This window comes from Streptomyces sp. NPDC057249, from assembly GCF_042669245.1.
Classification (GTDB): Bacteria; Actinomycetota; Actinomycetes; order Streptomycetales; family Streptomycetaceae; genus Streptomyces.
Window position 1 is genome coordinate 1 of sequence record NZ_JBHUXS010000025.1, and the last position, 24,551, is coordinate 24,551.

The 24,551-nt window shown below is 73.5% G+C and carries 16 protein-coding genes; 5 read left to right on the forward strand and 11 right to left on the reverse strand.

All coding sequences use genetic code 11. The annotated features are described in order from the left end of the window. Nucleotides 1–264: 264 nt before the first annotated feature. Together ACFUJY_RS31860 and ACFUJY_RS31865 are read right to left on the reverse strand one after the other, a co-directional pair. Nucleotides 265–867, reverse strand: coding sequence for a TetR/AcrR family transcriptional regulator (locus ACFUJY_RS31860; RefSeq protein WP_383306048.1), 603 nt, complete (start codon nt 865–867; stop codon nt 265–267). 56 nt (nt 868–923) lie between these two features. Continuing rightward, a complete protein-coding gene (locus ACFUJY_RS31865; RefSeq protein WP_383306050.1) occupies nt 924–2,444 on the reverse strand; it encodes a class I adenylate-forming enzyme family protein in 1,521 nt (506 codons plus the stop codon). Nucleotides 2,445–2,517: 73 nt separating this feature from the next. On the opposite strand from ACFUJY_RS31865, the gene ACFUJY_RS31870 reads away from it, so the two are divergent. Continuing rightward, nucleotides 2,518–3,135: a TetR/AcrR family transcriptional regulator gene (locus ACFUJY_RS31870; RefSeq protein ID WP_383306053.1), complete on the forward strand. Its 618-nt coding sequence runs from the start codon at nt 2,518–2,520 to the stop codon at nt 3,133–3,135. A 24-nt stretch (nt 3,136–3,159) separates the two neighbouring features. Beyond that, complete coding sequence (locus tag ACFUJY_RS31875; RefSeq protein ID WP_383306055.1) at nt 3,160–4,818, forward strand: acyl-CoA dehydrogenase family protein; 1,659 nt, start codon at nt 3,160–3,162, stop codon at nt 4,816–4,818. Between the two features lie 31 nt (nt 4,819–4,849). Here ACFUJY_RS31875 and ACFUJY_RS31880 read toward each other — a convergent pair whose 3' ends face one another. From ACFUJY_RS31880 to ACFUJY_RS31895, 4 genes are all read right to left on the reverse strand, one after another. Next, nucleotides 4,850–8,194: an ATP-binding protein gene (locus ACFUJY_RS31880; RefSeq protein WP_383306057.1), complete on the reverse strand. Its 3,345-nt coding sequence runs from the start codon at nt 8,192–8,194 to the stop codon at nt 4,850–4,852. 83 nt (nt 8,195–8,277) lie between these two features. Continuing rightward, nucleotides 8,278–11,226, reverse strand: coding sequence for an FG-GAP-like repeat-containing protein (locus tag ACFUJY_RS31885; RefSeq protein WP_383306059.1), 2,949 nt, complete (start codon nt 11,224–11,226; stop codon nt 8,278–8,280). Continuing rightward, on the reverse strand, nt 11,226–13,781 hold the full coding sequence (locus ACFUJY_RS31890) for a S8 family serine peptidase (protein WP_383306061.1): 2,556 nt from the start codon (nt 13,779–13,781) through the stop codon (nt 11,226–11,228). The genes ACFUJY_RS31885 and ACFUJY_RS31890 overlap by 1 nt, the downstream gene beginning before the upstream one ends. A 272-nt stretch (nt 13,782–14,053) precedes the next feature. Continuing rightward, entirely contained in the window at nt 14,054–15,490 is a 1,437-nt protein-coding gene (locus ACFUJY_RS31895; protein WP_383306063.1) for a phytoene desaturase family protein, read from the reverse strand. Between the two features lie 87 nt (nt 15,491–15,577). Here ACFUJY_RS31895 and ACFUJY_RS31900 point away from each other — a divergent pair, with 87 nt between their 5' ends. Then, complete coding sequence (locus ACFUJY_RS31900) at nt 15,578–16,414, forward strand: nucleotidyltransferase domain-containing protein (protein ID WP_383306065.1); 837 nt, start codon at nt 15,578–15,580, stop codon at nt 16,412–16,414. Nucleotides 16,415–16,520: 106 nt separating this feature from the next. Here ACFUJY_RS31900 and ACFUJY_RS31905 read toward each other — a convergent pair whose 3' ends face one another. Both ACFUJY_RS31905 and ACFUJY_RS31910 read right to left on the reverse strand, forming a co-directional pair. Continuing rightward, nucleotides 16,521–17,360 carry an inositol monophosphatase family protein gene (locus tag ACFUJY_RS31905; protein ID WP_383306067.1) on the reverse strand — a complete coding sequence of 280 codons (840 nt, stop codon included), beginning with the start codon at nt 17,358–17,360 and terminating at the stop codon, nt 16,521–16,523. Between the two features lie 47 nt (nt 17,361–17,407). Next, nucleotides 17,408–18,685 (reverse strand): lectin, encoded by a 1,278-nt coding sequence (locus tag ACFUJY_RS31910; RefSeq protein ID WP_383306069.1) that lies wholly within the window; start codon nt 18,683–18,685, stop codon nt 17,408–17,410. Nucleotides 18,686–18,996: 311 nt separating this feature from the next. Between ACFUJY_RS31910 and ACFUJY_RS31915 the strand changes: the two genes are divergently transcribed. Further along, nucleotides 18,997–20,061 (forward strand): biotin/lipoate A/B protein ligase family protein, encoded by a 1,065-nt coding sequence (locus tag ACFUJY_RS31915; protein WP_383306071.1) that lies wholly within the window; start codon nt 18,997–18,999, stop codon nt 20,059–20,061. Here ACFUJY_RS31915 and ACFUJY_RS31920 read toward each other — a convergent pair. Both ACFUJY_RS31920 and ACFUJY_RS31925 read right to left on the reverse strand, forming a co-directional pair. Next, nucleotides 20,058–21,533 carry an amidase gene (locus tag ACFUJY_RS31920; RefSeq protein WP_383306073.1) on the reverse strand — a complete coding sequence of 492 codons (1,476 nt, stop codon included), beginning with the start codon at nt 21,531–21,533 and terminating at the stop codon, nt 20,058–20,060. The genes ACFUJY_RS31915 and ACFUJY_RS31920 overlap by 4 nt on opposite strands. Before the next feature lie 114 nt (nt 21,534–21,647). After that, the gene (locus tag ACFUJY_RS31925; protein ID WP_383306075.1) at nt 21,648–22,001 is read right to left on the reverse strand and encodes a hypothetical protein; all 354 of its coding nucleotides are present in this window, start codon (nt 21,999–22,001) and stop codon (nt 21,648–21,650) included. A 260-nt stretch (nt 22,002–22,261) separates the two neighbouring features. Here ACFUJY_RS31925 and ACFUJY_RS31930 point away from each other — a divergent pair, with 260 nt between their 5' ends. Then, complete coding sequence (locus ACFUJY_RS31930; RefSeq protein ID WP_383306077.1) at nt 22,262–23,035, forward strand: hypothetical protein; 774 nt, start codon at nt 22,262–22,264, stop codon at nt 23,033–23,035. Here ACFUJY_RS31930 and ACFUJY_RS31935 read toward each other — a convergent pair. Then, on the reverse strand, nt 22,998–24,551 hold the full coding sequence (locus ACFUJY_RS31935; RefSeq protein WP_383306079.1) for an NCS1 family nucleobase:cation symporter-1: 1,554 nt from the start codon (nt 24,549–24,551) through the stop codon (nt 22,998–23,000). The genes ACFUJY_RS31930 and ACFUJY_RS31935 overlap by 38 nt on opposite strands.

Sequence of the window (24,551 nt, forward strand, 5' to 3'; positions counted from 1 at the left end):
TCGACGTGCTCTGGGCGATGCTGCGTGACAAGAGGCTGTTCACCTCCGCCCCACCGGTCACGCAGACGGCTTGACTTCATCATTGAGATTCCTCCCGGCGGTGCGCTAATTACGTAACCAGCAGTATCGATATGAGGATGCGGCGGGGCAAGGGGTCTGGCGCATCGATTTCCCGGCGGCCCCGCGGGCTGTCCAGCGACCCTTCCGGCCGGTTCCGGGCATGCCGGAGTACCCGGCGGCGAGCCGGGTGAAGGGCGTACGCGGCTACGCCGGGGCGGCGACCGCCCGGCCGATCAGGTCCACCACGGAGTCCACCAACCGCTGGTCCGGCAGGCGCTGTTCGCCGACCATGCGGAAGACCAGCGAGGCGGCGACGAGCGTCGCGGCGGCGGCGAGGTCGACGTCGGGCCGGACATCGCCGCGCGCCACCCCGCGCTCCAGGAGATGGCGGGTCTCGCTCATCACGCGCGCCGTGTAGTCGCGGTACGCGCCCGGCTCGGCGCCCGCCTCGGATGCGGAGCCGATCACCCCGGCGAGCAGGCGGGAGACGCCGGGCTGCCGGTACGCCTCCATGCGCGCCGTCAGCACGGCGCGCAGCTCGGCCCGGAAGTCGCCCATGTCGGGGACGGTCAGCGGCCCGATCCTGGACTCGGCGGCGGCCAGGACGAGATCCTGCTTGGTGGCCCAACGCCGGTACATGGCGGGTTTGCTGACGCCGGCCCGGGCCGCCACCGCGTCCATCGTCAGCGCGCCCATGCCGTGCTCCGTCACCAGCGCCACGACGGCGTCCAGCACGGCCCGGGTGACGCGCTCCTCGCGAGGTCTGCCGGGGCCCCGCCGCGCCTTGGGCACCTGTTCGTCGGCCATGCCCCGACCCTACGCGGACCGGGCCCGCCCCCTCCCGCAGGGGTGCGGCCCCGGGCTCACCGCGTCAGCTCGTCCCGCAGGACGTGCTTGGTGATCTTCCCGGACGGCGTGCGGGGCAGGTCGGGGCGCAGGACGAGCTCGCGGGGCACCTTGTAGCGGGCGATCCGGGTCTCCAGCCAGGCGCGGACGCCCTCCAGGCCGAGCGAGGCCCCCTCGCGCGGGACGACGACGGCGACCACGGTCTCGCCCCACTGGGGGTGGGGCCGGCCGACCACGGCGACGTCCAGGACGTCGGGGTGGCCGCGCAGGGCGCCCTCCACCTCCTGCGAGGCGACGTTCTCGCCGCCGGTGATGATCACGTCCTTCATCCGGTCCACGACCGTGACGAACCCGTCCTCGTCGACCCGGCCCAGGTCCCCGCTGCGGTACCAGTCGCCCGCGAACACCTCGGCGGTGGCCTTCTCGTCGTCCAGGTAGCCCAGCATGCGGGTGTCGGAGCGCAGCCAGATCTCGCCGGTCTCCCCCGCCCCCGCGTCGGCGCCGTCCCGGCGCACGACCCGCAGCTCGACCCCGGGCATGCCGCCCCGGCCGATCGCACCGGCCTTGGCGACCTGCTCGGCGGGCGGGAGCGAGGCGCCGACCGGGCCGGTCTCGCTCATCCCGTACACCTGGTGGAAGTTCTCGGAACCGTACGCCTTCATGAGGCGGCGGGCGGTGCCCGCGTCGAGCGGCCCGGCACCGTAGATCCAGGCCCGCACGGACGAGAGGTCGTACGAGGCGAAGTCGGGGACCGCCTGGGTCGGCGCGATGAGGGCGATCGGGGCGCCGAACATCGCGGTGACGCGTTCGCGCTGGATGACCTCCAGCATGCCCCGGGGTTCGTACTCGCGCTGGAGGACCACCGTGCCGCGCGTCAGCAGCGTGCCCATCACCCAGTTGTTGAGCGGGGAGGCGTGCCAGACGGGCATGCAGATCAGGAACCGCTCGTCCCGGCGGAGCGGGATGGCGGCGGCGGTGTAGGCGGCCGTCAGGGTGATCGTCCGATGCGTGTGGACGCAGCCCTTGGGGGTGCCGGAGGTGCCCGAGGTGTACAGGATCTGCGCGACCTCGTCGTCCGGACCCGGCTCCCCGGCGTACGGTTCGGCCGCCGCGATCCGTGCCTCGAACGCGTCGGCGGGCAGGGTGTCCGGCTCGGCGTCGGGGTGGCTGACCAGCCAGGTCACCCCGGCGCCGGCGGCGGTGGCGTGCTCGCCGATCTCCGCGTCGACCACGGCGACCGCGGCCCCGCAGTGGGCCAGCTGGCGGGCCACCTCGGCGGTCCGGAGCTTGTGGTTGACCGGGACCAGGGTGGCGCCCGCGTACCAGGCGCCGAACGCGGCGAACAGGAAGGCGGGGGTGTTGTACGTCATCACGGCCAGCCGGTCGCCGGGCCGGAGTCCGGCCTCCCGCAGCACGGTCGCGGCACGGCGGGCCGCGTCGGCGAACTCCCGGTAGGACCACCGCTGCTCGCGGTAGACGACCGCTTCGTGGTCGCCGGCCGAGCGGACGGCGCTGTCCAGCAGGGTACTGAGGTGCATGACGTTCTCCTGACGAACCGGACCGTGCGGACGGACCATGGCGGGAAACTCTGAATGATGGTTCACTTCTTTCATGGCCTACCGCAAGACCCCAGCCGAAATAAGCCGGCTCGAAGCAGCCAGGGAGCATCTGATCGCCGCCGCCACCTCGGTGGTCACGGAGGTCGGCTGGTCGCAGGCGTCGGTCACCGCCGTCGCCGACTCGGCCGGCATCGCGGCCGGCTCCGTCTACCAGCACTTCGCCTCCAAGGCGGCCCTGGCCGTCGAGGTCTTCCGGCGCGCCGCCGGCCGCGAGGTCGAGGTGCTGGGCAAGGTGCTGCGCGAGCCGGGGACACCGGTCGAGCGGCTGGCCCGGGGCGTCGAGGTCTTCGCCCGCCGCGCCCTGGAGAACCGGGGCCTGGCCTTCGCGCTGCTCGCGGCCCCGGCCGATCCGGCGGTCGGCTCCGAACGCCTGGAGTACCGCCGCCGCTACCGCGCCCTGTTCGCGGAGGTGGTCCACGAGGGCATCGAGGAGGGCCTGCTGCCCGCGCAGAACGGCGAGATCACCGCCGCCGCGCTCACTGGCGCGGTCGGCGAGGTCCTGGTCGATCCGCTCGGCGCCGGCGACGGGGAGACCACCGAGGCGCTGCTCACCGAACTCGTCGCCATGGCTCTGCGCTGTGCGGGCGCCCCGCCCGCACAGCTGCCCTGACACCCCTTCCACCAGGAGGCTCCCGTGCCCGAAACCGCCGCCCCCCGCTCCCACCCCACGGCCGCGACCCACGAAGTGACCAACCAGGCACCGCCGTTGACGGGTCACGACGCGGCCGACGACGTGGTGCTCCTGGAGGGCCTGCGCCGCGAGGGCGCCGAGTGGCACACCGAGGAGCTGCACCGGCTCGGCCGCCTCGTCGGCAGCGCGCAGGCCCAGGAGTGGGCCGAGCAGGCCAACGTCAACGAGCCCGTGCTGCGCACCCACGACCGCTACGGCCACCGCGTGGACGAGGTGGACTTCCACCCCGCCTACCACCACCTGATGAACGCCTCGGTGGGCGCGGGGCTGGCCGGCGCCGCCTGGGCGGACGAGCGCCCCGGCGCCCATGTGGCGCGCGCGGCCGGATTCATGGTGATGTCGACGCTGGAGGCGGGCCACCTGTGTCCCGTCTCCATGACGTACGCCGTGGTCCCGGCCCTGCGGCACGCCCCCGACCTCGCGAAGACGTACGAACCGCTGCTGACCAGCAGGGTGTACGAGGCCGGGCTGCGCACCCCGGCCGAGAAGCCGGGTCTGCTCGCGGGGATGGGCATGACGGAGAAGCAGGGCGGCACCGATGTGCGCGCCAACACCACCGTGGCCACCGAGGCGGGCGACGGGACCTGGCGGCTGCGCGGGCACAAGTGGTTCACCAGTGCCCCGATGAACGACCTCTTCCTGGTCCTCGCCCAGGCACCGGGCGGCCTCTCCTGCTTCCTGGTACCGCGCGTCCTGCCGGACGGCAGCCGCAACACCTTCCGCATCCAGCGGCTCAAGGACAAGCTCGGCAACCGGTCCAACGCCAGCAGCGAGCCCGAGTTCGACGACACGGTCGCCTGGCTCGTCGGCCCCGAGGGCAAGGGCGTGCGCACCATCATCGACATGGTGACGATGACCCGTCTGGACTGCGTCATCGGTTCGGCCGCCGGCATCCGCGCCGCGCTCGCCCAGGCCGCCCACCATGTGCGCCACCGCTCGGTGTTCGGCGCCAAACTGATCGACCAGCCGCTGATGCGCAATGTGATCGGCGACCTCGCGGTCGAGTCCGAGGCGGCGACGACGCTCGGGCTGCGGCTGGCCGGCGCCGCCGACCGGGCCCAGCGGGGCGACGCGCGGGAGCGGGCGTTCCTGCGGCTGGCCACGGCGGTGTCCAAGTACTGGGTGTGCAAGCGCCAGCCGGTCGCGGTCGCGGAGGCGCTGGAATGCCTCGGCGGCAACGGCTACGTCGAGGATTCGGGCCTGCCGCGCATGTACCGGGAGGCGCCGCTCAACGGCATCTGGGAGGGCTCGGGCAATGTGAACGCCCTTGACCTGCTGCGCGCGCTGGCCCGGGAGCCGGAGTCGCTGGACGCCTTCCGCGCCGAGGTCGAGGCCGCCTCGGGGGCGGACCGCCGGCTGGACGCGGCCTGGCAGGAGCTGCGCGGCGAACTGGTCCTCACCGAGGACGCCCCGCTGCGGGCCCGGCGCCTCATCGAGCGCGCGGCGCTGGTGCTCCAGGGCTCGCTGCTCGTCCGGCACGCGCCGGCGGCGGTCGCCGACGCGTTCTGCGCCTCGCGGCTGGCCGGGGACCGGGGGCTGGCCTTCGGCACCCTGGCGCCGGACACCGACTTCGCGGGGCTGCTGGAGCGGCTACCCGCGTAGGCACCCCGGAACGGAGCCGGACCGCCCCCGTCTAGGGCCTGTCCGGCTCCGTTTCCATGAGCCCGCGCACCTCGGCCGCGTGGACCGCGCCCGCCGGGTAGGGCAGGGTCCGCACCAGGTCGTCGGCACGTGTCAGCGCCTCGCGGGCCGCGCCGGCGTCGCCGAGCCGGTGCAGGGCGAGCGCCAGCACCGTGAGCGCGTCCGCCTCCGCGATGCGCTCGCCGGTCCGGGCGGCGCGGGCGACCTCGTCCGCGGCCAGCCGGCGCGCCGGTTCCGGGCGGCCGCTGTGCAGCTCCGCCCAGGCCGCGAGCACCGGCACGTCCCGCTCGTGGCCCTTCAGGGCGCGCCGGGCGTGGCCGGGGAGTCCGTCACGCAGGGCGAGTTCGGCACGGGCCGCGCGCACCTCGTGGCCCGCCTGGCGGTCCACCAGCCCGGGCGACGACTGCGCCCGGTCCAGCAGCGCGGCGGCGCCCGGGGCGTCCCCGGTGCGCATCCGGACCAGGGCGAGGGCCGCCTGGGTGTACGGAAGGCACCAGGCATCGGCCTGCTCGGCGCCCGCCACGGCCGCCTCGGCGAGCGTGCGGGCGGTGCCGAACTCCTGGAGGAGCATCCACAGTTCGGCGAGGTTGGCGCGTTCGAAGGCGGCCCCGGCCGGGTCACCCGACTGCTCGACCAGGTCGAGGGCCCGCTGCCCGGTGGCGACGGCCCGGCGCAGCTGCCCGCTCCGCCGCTCGTTCTCCCGGAGGGTCGACAGCACCTGGCCGAGCAGCGTCGGGTCCCCGTACGCCTCGGCCGGGGCCAGCGCCAGGTCGGCCGCCTCGCGGGCCTCGTCCAGCCGGCCGCTCAGGCCCAGGATGCTGGCCCGCAGCGAGTGTGCCCGGGCCAGCAGCCCGTGCCCGGCCCGGCCGGCCACCCGCTGACCGGCGGCCACCGCCTGCCGGGCGGCCGGGTGGGCGTCCTCGTACCGGCCCTGGATGCGGCACAGCACGGCCTGGGCCAGGTAGTGGCTCGCGGCCGGCTCCGGCGCGGTGCCGGGGGTGACCGGGTGCGCGGCCAGCACCTGCCGGCCGGCGTCGGGCAGGCCGGTGCGCCCGAGGGTGTCGGCGAGCCAGGCCGCCGCCAGCACGATGTCCTCGTGGTCGCCGCGCCGGACGAACTCGTCCAGCGCGAGCCGCAGCACTTCGGCGGCCTGGGCGAAGTTCCCCATGCGGCGCAGCACCTGGCTGTGGGCGAGGCGAGCGCGGGCGGCGTCCACGTCGAGCCGGGCGACCAGGTCGCGGTAGTAGCGGTCGGCGGTGTCGTTGGCGAAGAGAGCGGCGGCCCGGGCGGCGGCCCGGCGCAGGTATTCGGCGGCGCGCGGGTCGTCGGCGCGGGTGAAGTGCGAGGCCAGGGTGTCCACGGCGTCGGGGCGGCGGCGGAGCACGGCCTGCGCGAAGGCGCCGTGCAGCTGCCTGCGGCGGACCGCGGACAGCTTCTCGTAGCAGGTGAGCCGCACCAGGGGGTGGCGGAAGGTGAGACCCGCCTCGTGCCGGCCTCCGACCAGGATGTCCCGTTCCTCGACGAGGGAGGCGCCCATGGCCCGCTCCAGCGCGTCGGTCGCGGCGCCCCCGGTGACGGCGGGGTGGAGTCCGTGGGCGGCGACGTCGAGCAGCTCCGACAACGATGTCTCGGGTCCGGCCGCGGAGAGCGCCTCGACGATCCTCCGGGCGTCGCGGTCGAGCCGCGCCAGCCGGTCCGCGACGAGCTGCCGGACGCCGTCCGGGGCCACGGTCCCGGCACCGTCGGCCAGGCCGTGGGCCAGCTCGACGGCGAACAGCGGGTTGCCGAGGGACAGTTCCCAGATCCGGTCCGGGGCGCCGGCGGCGGGGGCGGCGGTCGGCCCGACCGTGTCGCGTACGACGGCGAGGCACGCCTCCTGGTCCAGGCGCGGGACGTCCTCGCGGACGGCGAGGCCCTGGCGGGTCAGGGAGGACAGGCCGGCACCGCGCGGGTCTCCGTCCGGGATCTCCTCCTCGCGGTACGTCACGAGGAACCGCCAGCCGTCGGTTCGCGCCGCCCGCCGGGCCAGGTGGCTCAGCAGCTGGAAGGAGCCCAGGTCAGCGGCGTGCAGGTCGTCCAGCACGATCAGCACCGGCTGGACGGAGGCCAGCTCGCCGAGCAGGCCGGCCGTGGCGCGGAAGAGCCGGTCGCGCTCCTCCTCGGGACTGCGCTCGGAGTCGGCGCGGACCCGGCCGAGCGCCGGCAGGAAAGCGGCCAGTTCGGGGTACTCGCCGCCGACGCGGGCGCGTTCCGCCTCGTCGCGTTCGGCCAGCCAGCCGTCCAGGGCCTCGGCGAAGGCGCCGTACGGGGTGTGCCCCTCCGCGTCGTGTCCGCCGCCCCACAGGACGGCGGTGCCGGACGCGGCGGCCTGCCGGGCCACCTCGCCGACCAGCCGGGTCTTGCCGACGCCCGCTTCGCCGGTGAGCACGTTGACGACGGCACGCCCGTCCGTGGCGAGCAGCCGCCCGAGCACGGCCTCGCGCCCGCGCAGCGGGGTGGCGGCGGGCACGCGGAGCGAGGCGGGCAGGGAGGGCGCGGCGGGCGGTCCGGCGGGCTCCGCCGCGAGCGCGGCGCGGTGCAGGCGCTCGGTCTCCGGGCCCGGCCGTACGCCCAGCTCGGCGTCGAGGGCCGCCCGGCAGACGTGGTACTGACGCACCGCGCGGCGGCGCAGGCCGAGCCGGGTGAACGCGCCGATGAGGACCTGGTGCGCCATCTCCTCGGCCGGGTTCGCCGCGACGACCTGTTCCGCGACGGCGGCGGCCTCCCCGGGAGCGCCCGCCTCCAGGTGGGCCGAGGCGAGCCCCAGGAGCAGCTTCTCCTTGAGCCCGGCGAGTTCGGAGCGCCGGCCCTCGGCCCAGTCGGCGTAGCGGTCGTCGGGGAGCAGTTCGCCGGAGAACAGCTCCAGGGCCCGGGTCAGGGCGTCCGCGTCACCGGTGGCGAGGGCGGCGCGCGCGGCGTCCTGGGCGTGGTCCACGTCGACCCGGACGGTGCGGGGGTCGAGGCAGAGCAGGGGCCCGTCCGAGACGAGGTAGGAGGACGCGGCGCGGGAGGCGAGTTCGGGCTCCAGGGCGCGGCGTGCGGCGTGGAGGGCGACGCGCAGACTGCCCTGGGCGGCCTGGGGGTCCGCGTCGGGCCAGCAGACGTCCATGACCTGCTCGCGGTGGAGCCGGTGTCCGGGGACGACGGCGAGCAGCTTCACCAGCGACTGGGCGGTCAGTCTCGGCCACCGGGCGGCGGGTTCGGGGCCGCCGTCGCGAGTGACCCGGAATCCCCCGAGGAGGCGTATGCGGAGCAGTGGTGCTGTCGGGCCGGTGCCCGCTGTCTGGCGCGCGTTCATGAGGGCGCCACTTTATCCGGGGACGCACAGGACCCTCCGGGCGGTGCCCGGAGGGTCCTGTGGTTTACGCGGTGGGACCGGATTCAGGAGAGTTTGTACGTCACCGTCTTGGGCGTCCCGTCGCTCTGGATGAGGTAGCGGCCGCCGACGAGTTCGGCGGACTGGTCCGCGCCCCGCTCGTCGAAGTTGAGCGTGACGACCTCGTCCACGCCGTCACCGTCGAAGTCGGCGGCGAGGTAGTTGCGGGCGGAGAAGGAGCCGGAGCCGTCCGTCCGCCCGAGCGCGGCCGGGTACGGGTGCTCACCGTCGAGGAGGCTCGGGTCCCAGAGGTAGGCACCGCCCTGGACACCGGTGACGACCACCTTCTGACCGCCGGGGGCGGTCAGCCATCCCCCGGAACGCGAGTCCGGCGTCAGGAACAGCGTGTGGTCGTCGCCGCCCGGCAGGAACGACCGGACGGTCGCGGCGCCGGCCTGCATCAGGGTGCCGTCACCGTCGAAGTAGTTGCCGTGCGTCCACAGCCCGCCCATGTAGGTGCGGTGCAGCATCTCGCCGGTACGGCCGTCGCGGATCTCCATGACGTTGTACGGAAGCAGCGCGTCCGCGCCGCTGGCGCCCAGCGGCGCCCACGCGATCCAGGTGTAGACGACGGCGTGGCCGTCGGCGTAGGGGATCTCGGGCGAGGCGTACACCGCGTGGTCGAGAAGGCCGCCGCGCAGCTTGCCGTCCTGCGCGCTGGAGGGGGCCTTCGGCTCGATGGACCAGCCCGCCGCCCCGGTCTTCGCGTCGAGCTGCACGGCCCGCATGACAGGGGCGTCGAGCTGGATGGCGTCGGCGCTGACGTACTGCGCGTACACCTTGCCGTCGCCCGTCGACGGGTCGGAGAAGCGGACGTCACCGGCGCTCTCGGGCGCGGAGTACGTCCAGAGCGCCTTGCCGTTGCCCCGGTAGGCGCGCAGCGCGTCGGTCGGGACGAGGACGTCGGCCTTCTTGTCACCGTTGACGTCGGCGAGCACGACGGACCGGACGTACTGACCGCCTCCGTCGATCGTCGTCAGGACCTTGCCGGTCCGCGAGTCGAGCACGACGACGGCGCTGTCCGCGGCGACGACGATCTCCGGCTGCTTGTCCCCGGTCACGTCCGCGGTCTCGATGCGGTGCACCGAACCGGGGAGAGTGGCCTGCCACAGCTTCTTCGGCTTGCCGTTCAGCAGCGAGGTGCCGGAGTAGGCCCAGACGGCGTGTGCGTTGCCGCCGCCGACGAAGTCGGCCTTCTCATCGCCGTCGACGTCGACGCTCCGCGCGTACGCCATGTCGGCCTGGAGCGGCGTGAACCGCTGCTCGGCACCGTCCTTGAAGTCGTACGTGCGGACGTTCTGGTCCCCGTCGACGACGCGGATGTGGCGGCCGCTCTTGTCCTTGAAGACGTCCTGGAAGGTGGGGGACGCGGTGGCGCCCTTCGTCTGCCAGCGCACCTTGCCCTTGCCGGAGAAGACCGTCAGGGAGGCGTAGCGCCCGCTCACGTTGGCGGCCGTGCCGATCCCGGTGTCATCCTGGGCGGCGGCGACCAGCTTCTTGTTGACGACGTCGAGCCGCCAGGTGCTCGGGCCGTCCTGGTAGTTGCCGGCACCGCGCTTGGTGGTGTGCTGCCAGAGCGCGGTCTCCGGGTCCGAACCGTCCAGGACGCGGACGGTGGCGGCTCCCACGAACAGCTCGGGTGTCAGGGAAGACTCGCTGACGGCATACTCGGGCTTCTTGTTCCCGGTCAGGTCACCGACCGCGAAGGCGGTGGGGAGCACGTTGACGCGGCTGTCCAGGGTGGTTCGGCGGCCGTCGCCGAGGTCGTAGGCGACGACCTCGTAACGGACCTCGTCGTTGGGGTCGGACTGCTCCACGGCGACGAGCCGGCCGCGCTCGGCGTCCACGCGCAGCTGCCGGCTGTAGAGCGCGCTGTCCTGCTGCCAGACGACCGAACCGTCGTCGGTGTCGAGTACGAGGGTGCGGCCGCGCGCGGTGGTGATCTCCGTCTTCCGCAGGTCCCAGGAGACGGCGACCCTGCCGTCGCCGAGGTCCTGCAGAGCGCCCCAGGTGGCGGGCTGGATCTCCTCGGTGTCGTACGTCCAGGTACTGGACTCGGTGAGCTTGCCGTCGGCGTACGAGAAGCGCGTGCCGGTCAGCCGCGCCGTCTCGGACGTCGAGGAACTGCCGTTCATGCGCGGGGCGTCGCCGACGAGCAGGGCGCCGTCGACGACCTGGACCATGGTCGCGTAGGAGTAGAACTTCGACCAGAGGGTGCTCCCCGTCCTGCCGTCGAGGACGGTGACGATCGTGCCCGAGGTCATCTTCGTGCCCGGGATGGTCACGCCGGTGGGCGGGTTCTCGCCCACGCTGGCCGAGAAGACGACATCCGGCACACCGTCACCGGACAGGTCACCGGAGCCGTAGCCCTGGTCGGACGCCGGGGTGAAGGGGCTGACGGCGTTGTAGCCCATCTGGACGAGCGGCGGGTACAGCTCCCTGTCCCACACCCGGAGCGGCTTGACGCCCCAGTCGGCGTACAGGGACGTGGCGGTATGGGACCACTGCTCGGTGCCGTCGGCGGCGGAGCGCGCGACGTGGCCGAGGCTGTGCAGGGTGAAGTAGTCACCCTTCTTGCTGTCAGCGGGCATCGTGGCGGCGAAGCCCTTCACGCCCTCGACGGACGAGGTGGACGTCATGGTGACGTTGGCGGCGGCGTCGGTGGTGGCGTCCTGGGGAGCGGCGCTCCCGGCGGTGGCGTCCGGGTGGGAGCCGCCGGCGGTGCCGGTGACCTTCGCCGGGTCGCTCGTGTCGATGCCGGCCGTGCCGTCCCCGTAGAGGTCGGCCTGGAGGCGGTCCGTCAGTTTCTTGGCCTGGGCGCTGGTGAGGCGCATGCCGTGGGTGCCGTCACCGCTGTCGGCGGCGAGGGCGTGCGGGGCGGCGGTCAGGGCCAGGCCGGCCGCGACCAGTCCGGAGGCGAGCCGCAGGGCGCGCCGCGAGGTGTGGGCTCTCATCACTTGTCTTCCTGCGCGATGTGGACGGCCGAACCGGCGCTCAGGACCGGCTGGTCGAAGGAGTACTGCAGGGCGTCGTCGCCGGTCTGGTTCTCGATGCCCACCGTGGCGCCCGCGCCGCGGTCGGCGACGGACTTGTACTGGAGGGTGACCGAGCCGGTGGCCTCGTCGAAGACGGCCTCGAAGGTGGCGCGGTCTCCGGAGCCGTCGGCGTAGGCGGCGTTGTTCCAGACGACGGCGAAGGAGCGGTTGCCCTTAGAGCCCTTGACCGCGGTCTGCACGCTGGACTTCTTGTCGAGGAGCAGGTCGTCCCAGAGGGCGGCGACGGTGCCGTTGGGCCGGGCGGCCGAGGGGAGCGCGACGTTGGCGTAGTCACCGATGCGCGGCTCAAGGAAGTTGATCAGACCGTTGGTCGAGACGGAGGCGCTGGTGTAGGAGACGCCGTACAGCTCGACCGGGAAGGGCAGCGAGACCGTCTTGGCGTCCTCGTCACCGGTGAGCGCCACCTTGGTGGAGCCCTTGATCCAGGAGTACGTCGCCGGGGCGCAGGTGTTGCCGTAGGCGTCGGTGCGGTTCGGGAGCTTCACGTTCGCCGTCCGGTCGCCGTCGACGGTCAGGGCGCCGCGCGAGACGCCGTTGCACAGGATCGGGGCGGCGGGCGTCACGGTGAGGGTGTAGCTGCCCTCGGAGACGGCCGGCAGGGTGTACGTGCCGTCGGTGGCGGTGGTGACCGCGGGCACCGGAGAGCCGGAGACCTGGACGGTGGCCTTGGCGAGCGGGCGGCCCTGGACGTCGAGGACCTTGCCGGAGACCTGGTGGGAGGAGACCGCGGCGAGTGCGAAGTCCTTACCGAGGTCCTGGCCGGTGGTGACCGTGAGATCGGAGACCGTGGCCGGGGCGAAGCCGTAGCCGCTCAGCTTGAAGGAGTACGTGCCCGGCGCGAGCGTGAACCGGTAGGTGCCGTCGGCGTGGGTGCTGACCGCACGGGTGCCGGTGGCGCCGGTGGCCTCGATGGTGATGCCGGACAGGGCGGCGCCGGTGGTCTTGTCGGTGACCTTGCCGGTCATCGTCGCGGCGGTGTGCGGGGCCTTGTCGATGGAGGCGAAGATGTCGAGCTTGCCCTCGCCCCAGACGTTGTTCATGTCGGCGGTGCCGCCGCAGTGGGTGTCGTCCACGTCGATCGCACCGTCGTTGAGCAGGGCGCGGGTGGCGTCGATGTCACCGATGAGCGAGGGAGCGGCGGACCACAGCAGGGCCACCGAACCGGCGAGGTGCGGGGTCGCCATCGACGTACCGGAGATCGTGTTGTACGCGTTGCCCGGCCAGGTGGAGCGGACGTCGACGCCCGGCGCGGAGATGTTCGGCTTGGCCGAGCCGTCGATCGGCGAGGGGCCGAAGCCCGAGAAGTCGGCGATCTTGCCGTTCACGTCGTAGGCGCCGACGCCGTAGGACTCGGCCTGCGAACCCGGCGGGTGGGTCGTCGAGCAGGTGGCCCCGTCACCGTCGTTGCCGGCCGCGAAGGCCTCGAAGATCCCCGCGGAGTTCCAGGCGTTCAGGATGTCCGTGTAGAAGGTGCCGTCGTCACCGCCCCACGAGTTGTTGACGATGTTCGGCGCGAGGTCCGGGCGCGGGTTCTGCCCGTTCGCGTCCGTCGGCGCCAGAATCCACTGACCGGCCTTGAGCAGATCGCTGTCCTGGCACAGGTCCGTCTCACAGCCCTTGGCCGCGATCCACTTGGCGTTCGGGGCGACGCCGACGCCGTTCTCGCCGACCATGGTGCCCATCGTGTGGGTGCCGTGGCCGTTGTTGTCGCAGGGTGCGTCGGTCGAGCACTGGCCGGTGGCGTCGTACCAGTTGTAGTCGTGGGTGAACGAGCCGTCGCCGTTGTTGCCCCGGTAGTTGTCGACCAGGTCCGGGTGGTCGAACTGGACGCCCGAATCGACGTTGGCGATGACGATGCCTTCGCCGCGGTCCTCGTACTCGTCCCAGACCCGGTCGGCCTTGATGTCCTTGACACCCCACTCGGGGGTGCCCTCCTCCGCCGCCCGGGCCTTCGCGGCGGCCTTCACGGCGGCCTTCGTCCGGGCCTCGGTGGGCGCCTTCTCGATGTCGTCGAGCTTGTACTGCCGCTCCTTGACGATCCGCTCGACGTCCGGGCGCTTCGCGAGCTGCTCGATCAGGTCCTGGTCCCCCGTGACCTTGACCGCGTTGGCGATCCAGAAGTCCTGGTGGCCGACCTTCTTCTTGTCGAAGAAGGCGGTGAGGGACCGCTGGCTCTGGTGGGCCTTGGTCTTCAGCTCGTTGAACGCCGACGTGGCGCGGGCGGCGTGCCCGTGCTTGCGCTTGGCGGGGGTGAGGTCGGCCTTGTCCTTGAGGACGACGAAGAACGAGCTCTCGCCGCCCTTGTCCACGGCCTTCATCAGGGCGGAGTCGACCGGGGCGGTCGGGCCGGTGGCCGCGGCGGCGGACGGGGCGCCGGTCAACAGGCCCGTGATGGTGAGCGCTGCTGCCGCCCATGCGGCGGCTCTCCGCCGGGGCGATCGGGACAGGTGCATCGGGATGCTCCTCCAGGGACGGTACGGGGGAGTCCGCACGCTAGGAGGACGGCGTTACTCGGGCATTACAAGCCCGCCCCGGCCGACGTTTTCGCTGGTCATGCCGGTTCGGGGGACTTCACGGCAAAGGTCGCGGGCGGGCCGCGTCAGACGGCGGCGACCCCGTTCGTTACGCCCCCGCTCGCGTGAACCCGTCGATGAACGTCGGGATCGCGCCGTGTCCGCCGTTCCTGCCGGCGGTGGCGGAGTTCCCGGCGGCCGGCGCCGCCCGGTCAGCGGCGGCGGCCGGGCTCCCCCGACTCGCGCAGCCTTCGCCACACCGCCTTCGCCGCGTGGTGTCCGGACATGCCGTGCACCCCGGGGCCGGGCGGGGTCGCGGAGGAGCAGAGGAAGACCGCCGGGTGCGCGGTGGCGTACGGGACGCGGGCGAGCTTGGGGCGGATGACGGTCTGGAGGCCGGTGAACGCGCCGCAGGCGATGTCCCCGTCCACGTAGTTCGCGTTGCGCTGCGCGATGCCGGGCGGGCCGGCGACCGCGCGGGCGAGGACCAGATCGCGGAAGCCGGGGGCGAACCGCTCCAGCTGGCGTTCGATGACCTCGGTCGCGTCGCCCTGCCAGCCGGCCGGGACGTGCCCGTACACCCAGAAGACGTGCTTGCCGTCGGGGGCGCGGGACGGGTCGACCAGGCTGGGCTGCGCGGTGATCAGGAAGGGGACGCGCGGGTCCCGGCCGCCCACCGCCCGGCGCAGCGCGTCGTCGATCTCGCCGGCGGTGGGGCCGATGTGCACGGTGCCGGCCCGGCGGGGCTCGTCGGCGGTCCACGGCACGGGACCCGACAGCGCGTAGTCGATCTTGAAGCAGGAGGCGCCGTAGTGGTACGCCCGGTAGGCACGGCCGAGTCCGGCGATCCGGGCGAGCGCGGCCGGCGAGGTGTCGAAGACGTAGGCGCGGGCGGGCGGCAGTTCGTCCAGGCGCTTGACCTCCGTACCGGTGGTGATCGTGCCGCCCAGCTCCCGGAGGTACGAGGCGAGGGCGTCGGAGATGGCCTGGGAGCCGCCGCGCGGCACGGGCCAGCCCCGCTCGTGCGCGGCGAGCGCGAAAAGGAGGGCGACGCCGCCGGTGGCGAGGCCGTTCGTGGGCGCGATGGCGTGCGCGGCGAGGCCGGCGAGCAGGCCGCGGGCCTTCTCGTCCCGGAAGCGGCGGGAGAGCAGGGCGACGGGCTGGACGGCGTCGAGCCCGAAGCGCGCCCAGCGGTACGGGTCGCGGGGCAGCCCGTCCCAGGGGGTGCGCAGGAAGTCCTGGGCGAGGGTGTCCCAGTGGCCGAGGTACGGGGCGAGCAGCCGGCGGTAGGCGCCCGCGTCCCCGGGGCCGAGCGACATCGCGGTCTCCCCCACCGAGCCGGCGAGCACGGCGGCGGTGCCGTCGGGGAAGGGGTGGGCGAGCGCGAGGGCGGGCTGGACCCATTCCAGGCCGTGCCGGTCGAGGGGCATCGCGTCGAAGGCCGGGGAGCCTATGGCCAGGGGGTGCACCGCCGAGCAGGGGTCGTGCCGGAAGCCGGGGAGCGTCAGCTCCTCCGTACGCGCCCCGCCGCCGACCGCGGTCCCGGCCTCGAAGACCTGGACGGCGAAGCCCCGGCGGGCCAGTTCGACTGCGGCGGTCAGTCCGTTGGGGCCGGCGCCCACCACGACCGCATCGAGCATCGACGGCACCTTCGGACTCCTTTGTCAGCCGACGGTCGGAGCACCCAGGATATTCGCAGGCACCGACAGCCGGGGGGCGGGTAGTGTCCTGGCCCGATGACATCGGAGAACCTCGCGAGCCCCGCCGGCTCCGCCATGACCGCCCGGGTCGCCGAGATGGCCGCCCGGCTCACCCGCGTACCCGGCATCCGGGCCGTCATGCTCGGCGGCAGCCGCGCCCGGGGCACCCACCGCCCGGACTCGGACTGGGACCTGGGCGTGTACTACCGCGGTACGCCGGACACCGCCGCCCTGTCCGCACTGGCCTCCGCGTTCCAGGGCTCCCCGGTCGAGGTGACCGGCCCCGGCGGCTGGGGACCGTGGGTCGACGCCGGCGGCTGGCTGCGGGTGGACGGCGCGCAGGTCGACTGGATTCTGCGCGACCTGGACCGGGTCGAGGCGGTCTGGGCCGACTGCCGCGAAGGCCGCTACGAGGTGGGAATCCAGCCGGGACATCCGCTGGGCTTCTGGTCGCCCGCCTACCCGGGGGAGGTCGCCCTCGGGCGCATACTGTCCGACCCCGGCGGAGAGTTGGCGGTGCTGAAGCGGGAGACCGCGGTCTACCCGGAGCCGCTGCGCGAGGCGCTGGCCGGCGCGGCCTGGGAGGCGGAGTTCTCCGTCCAGGGCGCCCGCAAGTCGGCCCCGGCGGGCGACCGGCTGCATGTCTCCCTCTGCCTCTCCCGGGCCTTCGGCATCCTCGCCCAGGCGCTCCACGCCCACCACCGCACGTGGTGCCTCAACGAGAAGGGCGCCATCGCGGCGACCGCCGCCCTGCCCGGGACCCCGGCGGGATTCGCGGACCGGGTGGACGCGGCGCTGCGGGGCCTGGACGCGGCGGCGGTGGAGACGGCCGCGGAGCTGGTACGCGAGGTGCGCGCGGTGCTGGCGTCATGACCGGGGGCCGCGCGGGCCCCCGGACTTCCGCGCATGATCGCCGGACCGCAGCGCGTGGTGTTCGACCGCCCCGAGGCCCGCAGCGCCTCGCCGCGCGACCGGGGAGCTACTGGGCCTCTGACCGGCCGGCGCGCAGCGCCTCCAGGACGCGGTCGGCGGTGCCGTGGTCGCGGGCGGCGGTGAAGGGCAGGGTGTTGCCGCCGGCGATGCGGAACGGGGCGCCGGACAGCGTGGCCTCGGCGCCGCCCGCCTCGGCGACCAGGAGGAGCCCCGCCGCGTGGTCCCAGGCGTACTCCCAGCTGAACGCTATGGCGTCGAGCTCTCCCCGGGCCACGGCGAGGTATTCGAGGCCCGCCGAGCCGCAGGGGCGGGCGGCGAAGCCCTCGGCGCGCAGGCCGAGCAGGGCGGCCTTCTGCGCGTCGGTGGTGTAGTCGGGGTGCGACATCGCCACGCGCAGCACGGCGTCCGGTGCGGGCGAGCCGGAACGTATCGGGGTGCCGTCGAGCCGCGCGCCCCGGCCGCGTACGGCGACGGCCATCTCGTCCGGGACGGGGGCGTACGTCCAGGAGGCCAGCAGCTCGCCCCGGTGGGCGAGGGCGACCAGGGTGCAGAAGCCGGGTTCGCCGCGGACGAACTGACGGGTGCCGTCGACCGGGTCCACGATCCATACGGGCGCGTCGCCGCCCAGTGCCTCGTACACCTTCGGGTCGGCGTGGACGGCCTCCTCGCCCACGACGACCGAGCCGGGCAGGAGCCGGCCGAGGGAGGCGGTGAGGTGTTCCTCGGCCCGCCGGTCCGCGACGGTGACGAGGTCGTGCGGGCCGTTCTTCTCGACCACCTCGTCGGCGGCGAGCTGCCGGAAGCGGGGCATGATCTCGGCGGCGGCCGCTGCGCGGACCGCCGCCTCGATGTCGGACAGGTCACCGGCGAGGAAGGCATCGATCATGCCCCCAGCCAATCATGGGCCGCCGGGGCGCCGGCGGGCCGGGCCGGTCAGCCGTTGACCGTCCACTTCTGGTTGGCCGTTCCCGCGCAGGTCCAGATCTGCAGCGGGGTGCCGTTGGCCGAGTTGTTGCCCGTGACGTCCAGGCACTTGTTCGCCTGGGGGTTCACGATGTCGCGGGCTCCGCTGACCGCCCACTTCTGGGCGGCCGTTCCGTTGCAGTCCCAGAGCTGGACCTTGGTGCCGTCCGCCGTGCCGCCGGAGGCCACGTCGAGGCACTTGCCGAGGGCCCGGATCGTGCCGTCGGCGCCCACGGTCCACTTCTGCGCGTTGGTGCCGTTGCAGTCGTAGAGCTGGACCGGGGTGCCGTTCGCGGTGCCGGCGGCGGCGACGTCCACGCACTTGCCGGCGAGCCCGGTGATCCGGCCGCCCGTGCCGGTCTGGCTGTCGCTGGTGGTGACGCGGACGTGGTCGACCACGAGCTGGTTGGGGAAGGCGGTGCTGCCGTCCGGGTCGCCGGGCCAGTAGCCGCCGACCGCCAGGTTGAGGATGAGGAAGAAGGGCTTGTTGAAGACCCAGGCGTTGCCGTTGGTGTCGGCGGGGGTGCGGTGCTGGTAGACGTTTCCGTCGACCGACCAGGTGATGGAGTCGGGGGCCCAGTCGACGGCGAAGGTGTGGAAGGCGTCCGCGAACGCCTGGCCGTTCGGCAGGGTGTAGCCCGCGCCGATGCCGCCGGAACCGGAGTAGCCGGGGCCGTGAAGGGTGCCGTGCACGGTGGAGGGCTCGAAGCCGACGTTCTCCATGATGTCGATCTCACCCGAGTTGGGCCAGCCGACCTGTCCGAGGTCGTTGCCGAGCATCCAGAAGGCGGGCCACATGCCCTGGCCGCGCGGGATCTTCATGCGCGCCTCGACGTGCCCGTACGCCTGGGTGAACTTGCCGGAGGTGTTCAGCCGCGCCGAGGTGTACTGGCAGGTGCCGTACCAGCACTGGTAGTTGGCGGGATTCTCCTTGCGGGCGGTGATGACCAGATGGCCCTGGCCGTCCAGCGCCGCATTCTTGTTGCCCGAGGTGTAGTACTGCCGCTCGTGGTTGTTGACGTTGTCGCCGGTCTCGATCTGCCACTTGCTGCCGTCCACGGCGGAACCGGCCGCGCCGTCGAACTCGTCGGAGAACGTCGTCGTGGCGGTCGCCGCGGCCTGCGACATCGGCGCGGCGTCCGCCGGGGCGGGGCCTCCGGCGCCGGCCAGACCCGCGGTGGCCAGGGCGAGAGCGAGTGCCGGGAGTACGGAGCGCAGCAGGCGCCGCGAAAGGCGTGGGGAGTCCATGACTCTCCCTTCCGGTGCAGGGGGGAGGGAAGGGGAACCCTGCCGCGCACATGTAAGTCATGCGCATGACAGGTCGAGCAAGCACGGTGGAGCGGACGCTGTGGAACGGGCACGGGTCACTTGGTTCGCTACGTGATTTAAGAAGTGAAGAAAGGCGGTGTCAAGAGTTTGGTACGGACCACAGGAGTCGAAGTGACGGCGAGCCGCCCGCGCGCACTCCGGTCCGCCGGACTATTCCGTGCGACGGTGGCGTTGTCACCGGCCGGAACCCGTACGAGGCGGACGAGCCGGGCGGAAGTGGAGGCAGGGCTGTGCACGGTGAGTACAAGATTCCCGGCGGCAAGCTGGTCGTGGTGGACCTGGAGGTCGAGGGCGGCGCCCTGCGCGACGTCCGGGTGGCCGGTGACTTCTTCCTGGAGCCGGACGAGGCGATCCTCGCGATCGACGCGGCCCTGGAGGGCGCCCCGGCGACCACCGACACAGTGGCCCTCGCCGCCCGGATCGACGCGGCGCTGCCGGAGTCGACGGTGATGCTCGGCCTCACCTCGGAGGGGGTCGCCGTCGCCGTGCGCCGGGCGCTGGCGCAGGCCACGGAGTGGAGCGACTACGACTGGCAGCTCATCCACGACGCCCCGCAGTCCCCGGCGCTGCACATGGCCCTGGACGAGGTCATCACGGCGGAGGTCGCCGCGGGCAGGCGCCCGCCGACGCTGCGGGTGTGGGAGTGGGACGCGCCCGCGGTGATCATCGGCAGCTTCCAGTCGCTGCGCAACGAGGTGGACGCCGAGGGCGTCGAGCGCCACGGCGTCACCGTCGTCCGGCGGATCTCCGGCGGCGGCGCGATGTTCGCGGAGCCGAGCAGCACCATCACGTACTCGCTCGCCGTGCCCCAGTCGCTGGTCTCCGGGCTCTCCTTCGCGGACAGTTACGCCTATCTGGACGACTGGGTGCTCGAAGCCCTCGGGGACATGGGCATCAAGGCGTGGTACCAGCCGCTCAACGACATCGCCACCGAGGTCGGCAAGATCGCCGGTGCCGCGCAGAAGCGGGTGGTCGGCCCGGACGGCGGCCCGGGCGCGGTGCTGCACCACGTGACCATGTCGTACGACATCGACGCCGACAAGATGCTGGAGGTGCTGCGCATCGGCAAGGAGAAGATGTCGGACAAGGGCACGAAGAGCGCCAAGAAGCGCGTGGACCCGCTCCGCCGGCAGACCGGCCTGCCGCGCCAGGCCGTCATCGAGCGGATGATCGAGTCCTTCCGCAACCGGCACGGGCTGACCCGGGGCGAAGTGACCCCGGAGGAGCTGGCCCGGGCGGAGGAGCTGGTCCGTACGAAGTTCGCGAACGACGAGTGGACCGCCCGGGTGCCCTAACCGAGGGGCGGCGGCCGGTGGTCCTGCCAGCGCAGCTCCGCCTCCAGCTGGGCCGCCAGCGAGACGAGCCGCTCCTCGCCGCGGGACGGTCCGAGGAGCTGGGCGCCGACCGGGAGGCCGTCCCGTGTGAAGCCCGCCGGGACGTTGACACCGGGCCAGCCGAGCACGTTCCACGGCCAGGCGTACGGGCACGCCTCGGTCATCGCCACATCGGTGCGCCAGGCGCTCAGCCCGTCGAACCGGCCGATCCTGGGCGGCGGCATCGCGGTCGTCGGGGTCAGCAGCACATCGAAACCGGCGCCCCCGCGTCCGAGGTGGAACAGCGCCCCGATCCGCCGGTGCTGGTGCACCTCGCGCGCCCGGGCCGCCCGCACCACCCTGCCGCCCAGCCGGGTGCCGGTGCGCAGGGCGCTGCGGGTGCGCGCGTCCAGGAGCGCCGGTTCGGGGTGCAGGGCGGCGAGTTCGGCGATGCCCGCCGTGGCGCGGGGCACGAAGCCGAGGCCGATGAGCCCGTAGCGCGGCCGGGCCTCCTCCACGTGGTGGCCGAGCCGGGCCAGCGCCTCCGCGATCGCGGTGACCGCGCGGCGCACCTCCGGGTGGGGTGCCGAGCCGGTGAGGGTGAGCGGGGGCCGCCAGGCGAGCGCGATGCGCAGCCGGCCCGGGTCGCGGCGGGCGGCGGCCGAGGCGTCGACCGGCGGCGGGCGGTGCGGGTCCTCGGGGTGCGGCCCGGCTACGGCGTCGAGGAGGAGGGCGGCGTCCTCGACGGTCCTGGCCAGCGGTCCGTTGACGGTGAGGCCCTGGAACGCGTCGCTGTGCGGGTGCACCGAGATCCGGCCGCGCTGCGGTTTGATGCCGACCAAGTGGGTCCAGGCGGCGGGGATGCGGACGGAGCCGGCGCCGTCCGAGCCGAGGGCGGCGGGCACCAGGCCGGCGGCGACGGCGGCGGCCGAACCACCCGACGAGCCGCCCGGGGTGTGGCCGGGGTGCCAGGGGTTGCGGGTGGCGCCGAACGCGGCGCCCTCGGTGAACGGCCACTGGCCCAGCTCGCAGGAGTTGGTCTTGCCGACGATCACCGCCCCGGCCGCGCGCAGCCTGCGGACGGCCTCGCTGTCGGCGGTCGCGGCGGCCCGCTCCCCGGCGCAGCCGAAGTACGTGGGCATCCCGGCGACGTCCGTGTCGTCCTTGACCGCGACGGGCACCCCGAGCAAGGGCAGCCGCTCCCCCGCCGCGAGCCTCCGGTCGGCCTCGGCGGCCTCGGTGAGCGCGGCCTCGGCGCGCAGGTGGCGGAAGGCGTTGAGGGTGCCCCGGCTCGCCTCGATCCGGTCCAGGGCGGCGGTGACGAGCGCGGCCGAGGTGGTCCGGCCGTCCGCGAGGTCCCGCACGCTGTCGGCGAGGCCGCGCGGGGCGGGGTCCGCGGTCTCCCGGTCGGGTACGGGGTCTTCGGCCGTTCGGGTGGCCGGGGCTGAGGACATGGGCGGCTCGCCTCCTCGTACCGTCAGGTGCGCGCGTACACCTGCCCGCGCGAACGGGCTTACTGGAGGGTAACGAGTGGGCGCGCCGCCCTCAACCGTTCGGCGCGACGGTCCTTACGGGCGCACGCTGATCTCGCCGATGCCGGTGCCGAGGCCGGCGCAGTGCGCGGTGGACTGGCCGGACTGGCCCGGGGCGAGGGTGACGTGCTCGCCGTCCACGTCGGGTGACCAGCCGCAGACCAGGTGGACCCAGAAGGTCTGGGTGGTGGAGCCGTTGTTCCGGCACAGCGCGTAGCCGGTGTAGTCGTCCACGGCGTGCTTGCCGGTGTCGCAGGACAGGCCGGGCGGCGTGGCGGCGGCCGGGGCGGCGACGGCGAGGCCGCCGGCCAGGGCCAGGGCCGTGGACAGGCCGGTGACGGCGGCCCGGCGCAGCGCGGTGCGGGACAGGTTCCCCAGGGTCTTCTTCATGGTGCCCTTCCGGTGGTGACCGCCCGTGACCGCCGGGGCGGCACGCGCGCGGTCGCGTTCGACTCTGGCGCGGGCGGAGGCCGGAGCCTGGCCGCCCGCGTTCTGCCTAACCCGGGAACCCCGCGAAACGTCACGCTGTGTAGACGCCGTCGGCGGGTCTTGCGCCGAACGGGCGGCGTTCACTCCCCCGGCGTACGCTCGACGGGACCGGACCGCAGTCATCCGGAAGTCCCCCACGACCCTTCGCACGAGGAGGCGACGTGACCGGTTCAGCTCTCGGCACCCGCCCGGCCGCGTGGGCCGCCGCGTTCCTGATCGGCGCCGGCGGTACCGGCGTCCTGGGCGGCGTGGCCCACGCGGAGGACATCGACCATCTCACCGCCCAGCAGATCGCCGACCGCTCCCGGGACGCGCTGCTCGGCGCGGAATCGCTGCACGTGTCCACGCGGGGCGACCTGGGCAAGGGCACTCCGTCCATGTCCCTGGACCTGGCCGTGGACCGGCACGGCAACTGCAACGGCTCGGTGGACCTGGGCCGGAGCCAGGGCTCGGTGCTGATCGTCAAGCGCGGTGACGACGTGTGGCTGAAGCCGGACGCGGACTTCTGGAAGAACCAGGTTCCGAACGGCGGTTCGGCCTTCGCGGCGATCGTCGGGGACCGCTATCTGAAGGCGCCCGCCGACAGCCCCCGGCTGCGCGCCCTGACGAAGACGTGCGACCTCAACACCTTCCAGAAGCTGGTCAGCGACAACGCGAACGACGATTCGGGCACCCTCAACAAGGGCGCGAAGACCACCATCGGCGACAGGCCCGTGGTCCCGCTGACCCGGATGCGCGGCGACCTGACGCTGACGGTGGACGTGGCGGCGACGGGCAAGCCCTACCCGCTGCGGCTCTCGCTGCGCGGCGGGGACGGCACGGACGCGGTGGTGAACTTCTCGGACTTCGACGAACCGGTGCCCAGGAACACGCCGTCGCCCGCCGACTCGTACGACGTCAGCGCGCTGCTGAGCCGGACCTCCGCCCCGTCGTGACCTTCGCCATCAGCGCCACGTACACGAGGAGCGAGGCCGCGAGGCCGACCGCCCACCCGTAGTCCGCGAGCGGTTTCAGGAACGGGATGACGCCGTCCGAGGGGAACGGCCCCTCCCCGGGCTTCGAGTGGGAGCCGCCGATCGCGAGGACACCGCCGATCGCGAAGGCGGTGACGGCCCGCCAGTTCCAGCCGCCCGTGTACCAGTAGCGCCCGCCGGGCCGGTAGAGGTCGGCGAGGTCGAGCACGGTGCGGCGGACGATCCAGTAGTCGGCGATCAGGATGCCCGCGACCGTGCCGAGCAGCCCGCCGACCAGGCCGAGCCAGGTGAAGATGTACAGCTCGGGCGTCTCGGTGAGCTTCCACGGCATGATGACGACGCCGACGACTCCGGTGATCAGCGCGCCCGTGCGGAAGCTGATGAACTTCGGCGCGAGGTTCGCCAGGTCGTACGCGGGTGAGACGACGTTCGCCGCGATGTTGACGGAGATCGTCGCGACCAGGACGGTCACCAGGGCGTAGAGGAGTCCGAAGACGTTGTCGGTGTGGGCCACCAGCTCGACCGGGTCCCAGACGGCCTTGCCGTAGACGGCCTGGGAGCCGGAGGTGACGAGCACCGAGAGGAGCGCGAACAGGGTCATCGTCGTCGGCAGCCCGAGCGACTGGCCCCGGATCTGGGCCCGTTGGCCCGCCCCGAAGCGGGTGAAGTCGGGGATGTTCAGGGAGAGCGTGGCCCAGAAGGCGATCATGCCCATCAGGGACGGGAAGAAGACGGGCCAGAAGTCCTTGCCCCAGCCGAGCTCCGACGGCTGGTCGAGCAGCGGTCCGAAGCCGCCCGCCTTGACGGCGATCCACACCAGGAGCACCACCGCGCCGACGATCACGAACGGCGCGGCCCAGTTCTCGAACCGGCGCAGCGCGTCCATCCCCCGGTGGATGATGGCGAGTTCGAGCGCCCAGAAGAGGACGAAGCACAGCCAGAGCGTCCAGGGCTGCCCGCCGATCTCGGACGCCTCGGCCCAGCCGCCGAACACCTTGCCCAGCAGCGTGAAGATGCCGACGCCGCCGATCCAGGTCTGGATGCCGAACCAGGCGCAGGCGACCGCCGCCCGGATCAGGGCCGGCAGGTTGGCGCCGCGCAGCCCGAACGAGGCCCGCGCCAGCACCGGGAACGGGATGCCGTACTTGGGCCCGGCGTGGCCGGTGAGCAGCATGGGCCCGAGCACGATCAGGTTGGCGAGCGCGATGGTGAGGACGGCCTGCTTCCAGTCCATGCCGAGGGCGACGAGACCGGAGGCGAGCAGCCAGGACGGAATGTTGTGGGCCATGCCGACCCACAGGGCGGTGAAGTTGTACGTGGTCCAGACGCGCCGCGCCAGCGGGACGGGCAGCAGGTCCGCGTTGACGAAGCGGGGGTCGTCGGGGACGGCGCCGGGGGCGAGTTCGACGCGGTCGGAGCGCCCGGCCGGTATGGGCTCCGGTGAGGAGGACGGGGAGGGAGGTGCGGTCGATGTCAT